The sequence below is a fragment of the Pseudomonas sp. lyk4-R2A-10 genome, assembly GCF_030209075.1.
Lineage (GTDB): Bacteria > Pseudomonadota > Gammaproteobacteria > Pseudomonadales > Pseudomonadaceae > Aquipseudomonas > Aquipseudomonas glycinae.
On the sequence record NZ_JARVSR010000016.1, the window covers coordinates 254,086 to 264,300 of the forward strand.

Consider the following 10,215-nt stretch of genomic DNA (forward strand, 5'->3'; position numbering starts at 1 on the left):
GGTCAGCGCGGGCGCAGCACCAACGCAAACAGCTCACCATGCCCGGTGACGTTGAGCTTGTGGTAGAGATTGCGCCGGTGCACCTTCACGGTCTCCGGCGAAATGTTCATGTGCTGGGCGATGGCCTTGCTGGAAAAGCCCTGAAGAATCAGACGCGCCGTATCGATCTCGCGCGCGGTCAGACGGGCGTCGAAGCGGTCGAGCAGCGCCGCAATATCGCCGACCGGCGCCTCGACCACCGCGCCTTGCGGCGGCATCAACTGCACATGCCGACGCATCGCTGACAGCACCCAGTCCCGCACACAGAGCAGGCGCCCCTGCTCCTGCAAACTGAACGCCGTCGAGCGGCCCATCGACAAGCCGAGCACGCCGCCATCGGTGTTGACCAGAAATTGCAGCTCATCCGCGCCGACCACCGAACGGAAGTAACTCTGGTAGTACTCGCTGTGCAGAAACTGGTCCGGAGCCACGGACGCGAGGCTGTACAAACCGTCGGCGACCCCGGCGACGGCGGCCTGGTAGAACGGATCAAGCAGGTACATGCCGGCACAGTAACCGGCCAGTTCTTCCTGCTCGTCGGCGCGGCCCTGACTGTCGAAGTCGATCAGCAATTGCGGCGGCCGCCCCGTCTGCATCACCGCCACCAGCGCATTGTCCAACGGCACCAGCAATCGCAGCGTATCGACCAACGCCCGCCAGAAACCGTCCTGTCCGACCGTAGCGAACACCCGCGACAGGCTCTGATGCACCGGCAATTCCTGCAGCAACGCGTCCACGCACTACCCCTTTCGAGTAACCCATGATGGGAATGGGTGCGGCGCGGCCCGCCCGATAGGCTGACCACTCCTGTTCATCACCGGCCTGCCAACAGGCCAGGAGTGCCGCATCATGCGTGGTCATCGTGGGTATATCAACCTGGGTCTGATGGGCGTTTTGTCCGCTGCGCTGAGTGCGCAGGCGGCCGATGCGCCGAGCGTGCATGTCTATAACTGGTACGACTACATCGGCCTTAACACCCTGCATGACTTCAAGCGTGACAGCGGTATCGAACCGGTCTACGACACCTTCGACAGCGCCGAAGTGCTGGAAGGCAAACTGATGACCAGCCGCAGCGGCTACGACGTGGTGGTGGCGAGCAACTTCAGCCTGCCGACCCTGATCAAGGCCGGCGCCCTCGCCCCGCTGCCCCGCGACCAACTGCCGGGCTGGAAGAACCTCGACAACGATCTGCTGAGCAAGCTGGCCAACAACGACCCCGGCAACCAATACGCCGTGCCTTACCTGTGGGGCACCAACGGCATCGGCTACAACGTCGACAAGGTGCGCGCCGTGCTGGGCGAAAAGGCCCCGGTGGATTCCTGGGATCTGGTGTTCAAGGAAGAGAACCTGGCCAAACTCGGCGAATGCGGCGTGGCGATGCTCGATTCGCCGTCGGAAATGCTCCCGGTCGCGCTGCATTATCTCGGCCTGCCGCCCAACAGCACCAACGCCGAGGACTATCAGAAAGCCGAAGCACTGCTGCTGAAACTGCGCCCGCACATTGCCTACTTCAATTCCTCGAAATTCATCAGCGATCTGTCCAACGGCAACATTTGCGTGGCGGTCGGCTGGTCCGGCGCGATGCTCGAAGCCAAGTCCACCGCCGAGCAGGCCGGCAACGGCGTGAAGATCCGGTACAGCCTGCCCAAGGAAGGCGCGCCAGTGTGGTTCGACACGCTGGTCTTGCTCAAGGACGCACCGCATCCGGCCCAAGGCCTGGCGTTCATCGACTACCTGCTGCGGCCCGATGTGATTGCGCCGGTCAGCGATCACTTGTCCTACCCCAACGGCAATCGAGCCGCGACGGCGCTGGTCGCCCAGACCACCCGCGACAACCCGGCGGTGTACCCGTCAGCCACGGCGATGGCCACGTTGTACACCCTCGAGCCCTTGCCCAAAGCCACCGAACGGGTGCGCACGCGGGTGTGGAGCAAGGTCAAGAACGGCCAGTAACACCCCTTCAAATCACTGCCTTCAACAGAGAGAACATCAATGAAACCACGTGCCCGCGATCTCCACATCCGCATCGGTCAATTGCAGCCTGGCCCGCTCAACGCCATCACCGACGTACCCGGCGTAAGGGTCGGCCACAGCAACGTGCGCGGCCGCAGCGCCAGCGGTCGTGACATCTGCAGCGGCGTCACCCTGATCGAACCACGCGCCGGTTCGACCAACGCACAACCGTGTTTCGCCGGCGTCCACGTCCTCAACGGCAACGGTGACGCCACAGGGCTGGAGTGGATTCGCGAAGCCGGCCTGCTGACCAGCCCGATCGCCTTCACCAACACTCACAGCCTCGGCGTGGTGCGTGATGCCTTGATCGAGCTGGATCGCGCGCAGCAACCGGATGACGGCCGTCTCTACTGGAACATGCCGGTGGTGCTGGAAACCTTCGATGGGTTGCTCAACGACATCAACGGCTTTCATGTGAAGCCCAAACATGTGGCCGAAGCGATGAGCAATGCCGTTGACGGCCCGGTGCAGGAAGGCGCGGTGGGTGGTGGCAGCGGCATGATCTGCCATGAATTCAAAGGTGGGATCGGCACCGCATCACGCCGCTTGAGCAAGGCTCAGGGTGGCTGGACAGTGGGCGCCATCGTCCAGGCCAACCACGGGATTCGCAGCGAACTGCGGGTCGACGGCTACCCGGTCGGGCGATATATGGAACAGGTGGATTCGCCGTTCCTTCGCGCTTCGTTGCCGCATCCGGGCATGGGCTCGATCGTCGTGGCCCTCGCCACCGATGCACCGCTGTTGCCGCATCAATGCACGCGACTGGCGCAACGGGCGAGCCTCGGTCTGGCGCGCACCGGTGGCGGCAATGAGGATCACAGCGGCGACATCTTCATCGCCTTCGCCACCGGTAACGGCCATATCCCCCCCGCCGCCTATGAAGGCAAAGGCGCGTCGACCTGCGACGGTTTGCGGATGGTCAACAACGATCACATCAGCGAGTTGTTCCTGGCGGCGACCGAGGCGGTGGAAGAAGCGATCATCAACGCCTTGCTGACCAGCGAGAGCACCGAAGGCAACGGGCATTCGGTGCCGGGGCTGGATGCCGCCACCCTGCTCGCGGCCCTGGATAAAGCCGGGTGGCCGGGTGCTCGCTGACACTCAGCGGAACAACCCAAGTCCGAGTTCGCGGGCCGCCTGCAACTGCATTGCCGGATCGCTCGACTCGGACTCCAGCAACAACGCCGAGCTCGTCACCGTCGCCCCGCAGTAATCGAAAATGCCGTGATCGATCTGTGCCTTCATCGCTGCGCCGTAGCCGTGGCGTTCGTAAGTGCGCGCATCCGCTCCGCCGAGTGCAACCAGGTGCACGCGAAGTCGTCCGAGCTTCTTCAGGGTCTTATCGCCGTCGAAATCGTACGCCCAGCCATTGCTGAACACCCGGTCGATCCAGCCTTTGAGCAGCGCCGGCATCGACCACCAGAACACCGGATAGACCAGCACCAGCGCATCGGCGCGGTCGATGCGTGCCTGCTCGGCCAGCACGTCCGCCGGTGGCGCGGATTCGCGGTGATGCACCGCCCAGTCGGCCACACCAAAGCGTGGGTCGAATTCTTCGGCGTGCAGGTCGGCGATTTCGAAGGTGTTGGAGGGATCGCTTGCCGACAGGCCGTTGGCAATCTGCTGCGCCAACGCGTGGGTCAGCGAACGTGGATCATCGTGATCAACAACAATCAATGCGTGCATGGGGAAATCTCCGGTTGGTGATTGCTGACCAAGGGCTTATCCTTTCGATAAGCTACGCTTAGTAAGTTACTTTCAGTAAGTTACGTTTGGTATATAAGCAATGTCAACCACTGAAACTCCGGAACCCGCACAACCTCGTCGCCGCCTGTCCCGGGAAGACCGCCAGCGCCAGTTGCTCGACGTGGCCTGGCAGCTGATTCGCGAAGAAGGCACCGATGCCCTGACCCTCGGCTATCTGGCGGAAAAGGCCGGTGTGACCAAACCGGTGGTCTACGACCACTTCACCACTCGCGCCGGTCTGCTCGCGGCGCTGTATCAGGATTTCGACCGGCGCCAGACGGCGCTGATGGACGCCGCACTGGCTGATGCCGAAGCAACCCTGAGCGGCACTGCGACGGTGATTGCCACGGCGTATGTCGATTGCGTGATGACCCAGGGCAACGAGATTCCGGGAGTGATTGCCGCCCTGGCGAGTACGCCGGAACTGGAGAGGATCAAACGCGAATACGAGGCGATTTTCCTGGAGAAGTGCCGCAGCGTGCTCTCGCCATTCGCGGACGGCGCAGAGATCGGTCAGGCAGGATTACGCGCCATGCTCGGCGCCGCTGAAGCCCTGTCGCAAGCGGCGGCCACCGACGAAATCAGCGCCGAACAGGCCCGTGACGAGCTGTTGGCAACCATCATTGCGATGGTCGAAAGAGCCGCTGCCCGCGCCCTCAAAGCAGGTGACTGACGGTACTTGAGCCCATCCCCCCACCTTCCTACGATGGAACTACGCAGTCGCTTGGTCCGCCAAGCCGTTGCGTAGGTGCGGGTGCTCTGAACCCCAATCAAGCCCACACCTGGCTTCATGCGCATCTTGAGCCTCGCGGGCTCTACTTCCTCCCCATCAAAGAGTCTTGAGGCTCTTTTTTTGTCTCTGAAAATCAGCGTTCGGGTTCGCGACGGATTGAGCGCCACGTGGCTTGGGCCAGCAATTCGCGATACGCCTTCGGACTGCCTTGCACTCGCCCGGACAGCCACGCGCGGCAATAGCTGTCGGCCTGCCCGACGATCAGCGACGGCAGCAGTTCCGCCGGGTACTCATTAAGTTCAGCCACGCGTCCGGACTCGGCCAGCCAGGTGCGCAAGCCCAGATTGCGGGTCTTGTTGCGCTCGGCCAGCTCCTCCTTGTGCGGGCCACGGGTCACCGCATAGCGCGCGTGATACTGGAACCGCGCCCACTCCGGCTGGTTCTCGACCCAATCCACATAGCTGTAGACCAGCGCCTGAACGCCCTCTTCGGTGCTCGTCGCTTCGGCCAGATAGGCGTCGCGCAGGCGCGCCTGATCCTCCAGCGCGGTGAAAAACAGTGCAGCGACCAGCCCTTCCTTGTTGCCGAAATGGTGGTAGATCGCCCCGACGCTGGTGTCGCACTCGGCGCGGATCATTTCAATGGTGGTGGCCTCGATGCCCTGCTCGTTGAACAGGCGCAGGGCTTTGCGAAAGATGTCGCGCTTGAGTTCGGCGCGGCGGCCGGGGTAGCTGCGTTCGAGTAGATCTGCGGTGTCCATGGGCCTTGAAAATCCGGGTAAAGGGCACGTCCGTGCCGGTGATCGAAACACGCACAGGTTGACAGATTTCCCGCGAACAGAATACCGTTCCGTTACAGAACAATATTCTGTAACGGAATATGATTCTGTAAATACCCTAACCGCGAGGCTTCACCCATGAGTCAGTTTCTCAGCATGTTCAACAGTGTCGGTTCCCAGGCGTTCAGCCAGATGGCCTGCCAGGTCGCGCCGTACTTCAGCACCATCAACCCGCTGGTGACCGAGTTGCGGGCAGGTTCGGCGCAGGTGCAGGTGCCGTTTCGCCGCGAGATCACCAACCATCTCGGCACCGTGCATGCCATCGCCCTGTGCAATGCCGCCGAACTGGCAGCCGGGATGATGACCGACGTGTCGATTCCCGCCGGCGCACGCTGGATTCCCAAGGGCATGACCGTCGAATACCTGGCCAAGGCCAAGACCGACGTGACCGCCGTGGCCAATGGTGAAGGGCTGGACTGGCAGACCGAAGGCGACAAGATCGTGCCGGTGGATGTCCACGACGCCGAAGGCAAGAAAGTGTTCACGGCGCGGATCACCATGAACGTGAAACTGTCCTGATATCACCGGCACAAAAAAGCCCTTGCTGCGCAGATCGCAACAAGGGCTTTTGTCGTTTCAAAGAGAAAGAATCAGTGAACGGTCAGGCGCTGGCGGACAAATTCTTCAGTGCGGCGGGTGACCTGATCCAGATGCCGGTCGCGCTGTTTTTCGGCATCGAGCATGGCGCGCTTGCCGTGTTTTTGCAGCAGGTAGGTGTGGATCTGCTGCACTTCCAGCGAACGGTAGATCGGTGTGGTGTCGATGAAACCGCGCAGCCCGTTGCTGCGGTAATGCCGGGTGCTCATCAGCACCTGCGTTTCGAGCTGGCCCAGCACCTCGAAACCCAGCGCCTCGAAATACGGCACCTTGCCGACGCTGCAGGTCAGCTCGGCATGGGGGTAACGCGCCACCATGTCCGCGATCAACGAACGGGCCACGCCCTGACGCCGATGCCCCTCGCGCACCGCCAGGTAGGCCACGTTGCACGCCTCCCAATCGCCCTGCACCGGCAGGTACAACAGGAAGCCGACCACCTGCTCCGGATCATCGTCGTCGGTGGCCACCAGCAGTTCCACCTCGGTGCCCTTCTCGCCGTTCAACGCCTCCAGATACAGATGCACCTCGTAGCCCACCGCGTACTGGTAGACGTTGTACAGCAGATTGCTCGGGCCCAGCCCGACGGCACTGATGTCGGTGAGATAGTCGACCACCATTTGCAGGATCTGACTGTTGACGCCTTCGGGGCAAGGCGACTTGTAATGGGTGATGCGGGGCATGGCGGGCGAACTCCAACGGTAAAACACAAGTTGCCGGGCGGGTTGAGTGACCGGCGAACCGCGACATCATACCCTGTGCAAGCCTGACAAAAATTTCATCTGCCCGAGAACGGATCTTTCGCCGATTTGGCGTCCAATTTTTCAGCTGCGTTCATTTTCCGACGCAGGCCTTGAGGAGTTGCCATGAACGTTCTGCGTTGCGCGAAAACCATGAAATGCTTGCTCGCTGCCGCGCTGGTGGCGATCACCCTGTCGGGCTGTGTCGTCGAACCGGTTCGCCCGCATCGGCCACCACCGATCGTCGAAGTGGTTCCGGTCATGCCTGCGCCGGGTTATCACTGGGTTGCCGGGCATTACCGCTGGGCCGGCAACCAATGGCGCTGGATGCCGGGACATTGGCGGACGTATTGAGGCCGGTCACTGCGCAGGGGCAACGACCTTGAACTTGATGTCGATATCCTTCGACACCACGGTGTCCGCCCACTCCCCCGCGCCGAGGCCGAACTGGTCGCGCTTGAGCACCAGTTCGCCGTCGAAGATGCCAATGCTGCTGTCGGGTTTGAGTTGCACCGGCACCTGCACCTCACGGGTGATGCCTTTGAGGGTCAGGTGGCCGTCGACCAGATAACGGTCGGCGCCGACCGGGCTGAAGCGGGTCGATTCGAACACCGCCACCGGGAATTTATCGGTGTCGAACCACGCCGGTTTCACCAGCTCGGTATTGGCATCTTCACTGCCGGCGTCGATGCTGGTCAGGTCGATGTGCAGCGTGGTGCGGGCGTTGGCGAGGTTATCGCTGTCGAAATCCAGCGTCGCGTCGAACTTGCCGAACGTGCCGTACATCCGCGAGCCCATCTGGCTGTAAGTGAAACTGATCTGGCTGGCGGTGGTGTTGACCCGGGTGTACTCCACCGCACTCGCAGCAGGGATGAAGGTCAGGCAAGACGCGGCCGCCAACAACAATCGAATCGACATGCAATGCTCCGGCGCCCGATGGGTCTCGAATGACTTAAGCAAACATCCGGCACTTGTGCCAGTTCCGCCAACGCCCAACCGGATCAGTCCGTCACACCAACCGCTCAATCTTCTGATGCTTCCAGACCCGTGTGTAATACAGCGTCTGCAAAACCAGCATCCCCAGATACGCGATCGGAAACGCCATCCACACACCCTGCAGACCGAACTGCCCGTCCAGCCAGTAGGCCGCCGGCAACTGCACGCCGAGCACGCAGATGATCGCCACGCCCACCGGCACCAGCACCGTGCCGCTGGCGCGCATGATGCCGCCGATGATCGCCTGGAAACCGAAGATCAACAGGCTCCACAGCATGATGTGCAGCAGATGCTCGGCCATCGCCCGGGTCGAGTCTTCGGTCAGGAACAGCCCCAGCAACCAGTGCGACAACAGGTAGCCCGCCAGGATCAAACCACCGGTCAGGCACACGTTGATCCACAATCCAGTGCGCAGAATCGGACCCATTCGCTCCAGCCGCCCGGCACCGATCGCCTGGGCGCCGAGGATCGACGCGGTGATCGCAATCGACAGCGCCGGAAACTGCACGTAGTTGACGATCTGCGTCACCGCGCCATAGGCCGCCGTCGCCTGCGAGCCGTGCTGGTTGACCAGCGCCAGAATCACCAGCTCCGACAGCGACAGCACAATCATCTGCACCCCGGTCGGCAGGCCGATGCGCAACACCTTGCCGAGAATCGCGCCGTCCAGTCGCAGCGCCGCGAAAAACTCGCGATCCGGCGCCAGCGGATGGCCCTTGCGGATCAGGCGCCATGACAGCCACGCCATCGATGTCAACGTACCGACCAGACCCGCAATTGCCGCGCTCTGAATGCCCAGTTGCGGCAAGCCGATCCAGCCGCGAATGAACGCCGGTGTCAGCGCCAGCCCGACAACGGTCGACAGCAGCAGCGCCAGCATCGGCGACAGCGTATCGCTCACCCCACGCAACAACTGGGTGAACAGCACGTACACCAACACAACCGGCAAGGTCCACATCATCACCCGCGCATAGGCCACCGCATCATCCAGCACATCCGCCGGCGTGCCCAAACCCTGCAAGGCCTGACGCGCAAACACACTGCCCAGCACCGCCGCCACCAGCCCGATCAATACCCCCAGCAACAAAGTCGCCCCGGCAATCGCCTTGACCATGTGCGACTCACGCGCGCCCCACGCCTGACCGATCAACACCCCTGCCCCGGCGCCCAGGCCGATGACCAGCGCGATAAAGAAAAAGATGATCGGAAACATCCCCGACACCGCCGCCAGCGCCTGCGTGCCGAGCATCTGCCCGATGTAGATGCTGTTGATTGTGCCCGACATCGATTGCAGGAAGTTCGACAGCACCATCGGGGCGAGGAACAGCAGGTAGGTTTTCCAGAGGGGGGATTGAGCGGGGGTTTGCATTGAGGATCCGTCTCGGGTGGGAGCTGATGACAGAGTCTAAGGTATGCGATGCCGTTCAGGTCGTACCGGTTTGCATTAAAACTTCGTAATCTGCACCTCGACCAATGTGCATAGCCTCCCCATCACGACAGGAAGTGAACCCCTCCCATGCGCCATTCCTCGTTTCTTCTGAGCTGCACCTTATTGACTGTTCTGGCGACGACTGCCCACGCCGCTCCCGCCCCCTCGCCCGAGGTGGTGCAAGGATTGGTGAACACATTGAACGAACGCCTGAACATCGGCGACCTCGTCGCCCTGACCAAATGGGACAGCGGCAAACCGATCCAGGACAGCCCCCGTGAGGCACAGGTGATCGACAACGCCCGCAAGCTGGCCGCCGAACGCAAGCTCGATCCGGAAGACGTCGCGCAGTTGATCGCCGCACAGATGGAGGCCAACAAACTGGTGCAGTACGGTTTGCTCGCACAGTGGCAGGCAGCCGGTGCCGCGCCAGACACGCCGCGCCCGGACTTGGGCAAGCAGATTCGCCCGCGTCTGGACGAGTTGCAAACCCGTCTGCTGCAGCAATACGCCGACTTCACGCCCTATCGTCACGACCCGAACTGCCCGGCCTGGCTGGCCAAGGCGCGCAGCGGCCAGACCCGCGATGCGCTGCATGATCTGGCCCTGACGCGCGCCACCGGAGAGCTGTGCATTCGGCCGCTGACGCCCTAGGACAAGGGTTCTGGCATTCATTGCTGGCGTCGATAGTCACCATCAGCTCAATGAAGTTCTCATAAAAAATCCGCGGCGTAACATCGGCTCCATACCCAACAAACAACACCCCTGGAGCACACGATCATGAAACGCCAAATCCTTCTCGGCATCGCTTTCTCGGTTCTTGCAGTCAACGCTTTTGCAGCCAAACCCGCCCACACCATGATCGCCGAAGGCGGTTCGGATCGGTTGATTGAAAGTCGCTTGGCTGAGGGTGGTTCGGATCGTTTGATCGAACGCCGCGTTGCTGAAGGTGGTTCGGATCGTCTGATCGAACGTCGTGTTGCTGAAGGTGGTGCTGATCGTCTGATCGAACGCCGCGTTGCTGAAGGTGGTGCTGATCGTCTGATCGAACGCCGCGTTGCTGAAGGTGGTGCTGATCGTCTGATCG

Annotated in this window: 13 protein-coding genes; 7 read left to right on the plus strand and 6 right to left on the minus strand. The window is 62.0% G+C overall.

All coding sequences use genetic code 11. The features are described 5' to 3' along the window. Positions 1 to 2: 2 nt before the first annotated feature. Positions 3 to 776 (minus strand): helix-turn-helix transcriptional regulator, encoded by a 774-nt coding sequence (locus tag QRN46_RS27285; RefSeq protein ID WP_011334893.1) that lies wholly within the window; start codon positions 774 to 776, stop codon positions 3 to 5. 112 nt (positions 777 to 888) lie between these two features. Here QRN46_RS27285 and QRN46_RS27290 point away from each other — a divergent pair, with 112 nt between their 5' ends. Both QRN46_RS27290 and QRN46_RS27295 read left to right on the plus strand, forming a co-directional pair. After that, a complete protein-coding gene (locus tag QRN46_RS27290) occupies positions 889 to 1,992 on the plus strand; it encodes a polyamine ABC transporter substrate-binding protein (protein WP_011334894.1) in 1,104 nt (367 codons plus the stop codon). A gap of 39 nt (positions 1,993 to 2,031) precedes the next feature. Further along, entirely contained in the window at positions 2,032 to 3,150 is a 1,119-nt protein-coding gene (locus QRN46_RS27295; RefSeq protein ID WP_011334895.1) for a DmpA family aminopeptidase, read from the plus strand. A 3-nt stretch (positions 3,151 to 3,153) separates the two neighbouring features. On the opposite strand, the gene QRN46_RS27300 is transcribed toward QRN46_RS27295, so the two are convergent. After that, complete coding sequence (locus QRN46_RS27300; RefSeq protein WP_011334896.1) at positions 3,154 to 3,738, minus strand: NAD(P)H-dependent oxidoreductase; 585 nt, start codon at positions 3,736 to 3,738, stop codon at positions 3,154 to 3,156. Between the two features lie 100 nt (positions 3,739 to 3,838). Between QRN46_RS27300 and QRN46_RS27305 the strand changes: the two genes are divergently transcribed. After that, the gene (locus tag QRN46_RS27305; protein WP_011334897.1) at positions 3,839 to 4,471 is read left to right on the plus strand and encodes a TetR/AcrR family transcriptional regulator; all 633 of its coding nucleotides are present in this window, start codon (positions 3,839 to 3,841) and stop codon (positions 4,469 to 4,471) included. Positions 4,472 to 4,664: 193 nt separating this feature from the next. Here QRN46_RS27305 and QRN46_RS27310 read toward each other — a convergent pair whose 3' ends face one another. Then, positions 4,665 to 5,291 carry a TetR/AcrR family transcriptional regulator gene (locus tag QRN46_RS27310; protein WP_011334898.1) on the minus strand — a complete coding sequence of 209 codons (627 nt, stop codon included), beginning with the start codon at positions 5,289 to 5,291 and terminating at the stop codon, positions 4,665 to 4,667. A gap of 156 nt (positions 5,292 to 5,447) precedes the next feature. Between QRN46_RS27310 and QRN46_RS27315 the strand changes: the two genes are divergently transcribed. Continuing rightward, on the plus strand, positions 5,448 to 5,888 hold the full coding sequence (locus tag QRN46_RS27315) for a hotdog fold domain-containing protein (protein WP_011334899.1): 441 nt from the start codon (positions 5,448 to 5,450) through the stop codon (positions 5,886 to 5,888). 71 nt (positions 5,889 to 5,959) lie between these two features. Here QRN46_RS27315 and QRN46_RS27320 read toward each other — a convergent pair whose 3' ends face one another. Further along, positions 5,960 to 6,646 carry a GNAT family N-acetyltransferase gene (locus QRN46_RS27320; RefSeq protein ID WP_011334900.1) on the minus strand — a complete coding sequence of 229 codons (687 nt, stop codon included), beginning with the start codon at positions 6,644 to 6,646 and terminating at the stop codon, positions 5,960 to 5,962. 183 nt (positions 6,647 to 6,829) lie between these two features. Here QRN46_RS27320 and QRN46_RS27325 point away from each other — a divergent pair, with 183 nt between their 5' ends. Continuing rightward, complete coding sequence (locus QRN46_RS27325; protein ID WP_011334901.1) at positions 6,830 to 7,057, plus strand: YXWGXW repeat-containing protein; 228 nt, start codon at positions 6,830 to 6,832, stop codon at positions 7,055 to 7,057. A 6-nt stretch (positions 7,058 to 7,063) separates the two neighbouring features. On the opposite strand, the gene QRN46_RS27330 is transcribed toward QRN46_RS27325, so the two are convergent. Together QRN46_RS27330 and QRN46_RS27335 are read right to left on the minus strand one after the other, a co-directional pair. Continuing rightward, positions 7,064 to 7,621, minus strand: a complete 558-nt coding sequence (locus tag QRN46_RS27330; protein WP_011334902.1) for a YceI family protein — start codon at positions 7,619 to 7,621, stop codon at positions 7,064 to 7,066. Positions 7,622 to 7,712: 91 nt separating this feature from the next. Further along, entirely contained in the window at positions 7,713 to 9,068 is a 1,356-nt protein-coding gene (locus QRN46_RS27335; protein WP_285358452.1) for an MATE family efflux transporter, read from the minus strand. A 147-nt stretch (positions 9,069 to 9,215) separates the two neighbouring features. Between QRN46_RS27335 and QRN46_RS27340 the strand changes: the two genes are divergently transcribed. Both QRN46_RS27340 and QRN46_RS27345 read left to right on the plus strand, forming a co-directional pair. Next, positions 9,216 to 9,782, plus strand: a complete 567-nt coding sequence (locus QRN46_RS27340; protein ID WP_285358454.1) for a chorismate mutase — start codon at positions 9,216 to 9,218, stop codon at positions 9,780 to 9,782. A 126-nt stretch (positions 9,783 to 9,908) separates the two neighbouring features. Next, a partial coding sequence (locus tag QRN46_RS27345; protein WP_285358456.1) for a hypothetical protein occupies positions 9,909 to 10,215 on the plus strand: 307 nt, incomplete at its 3' end.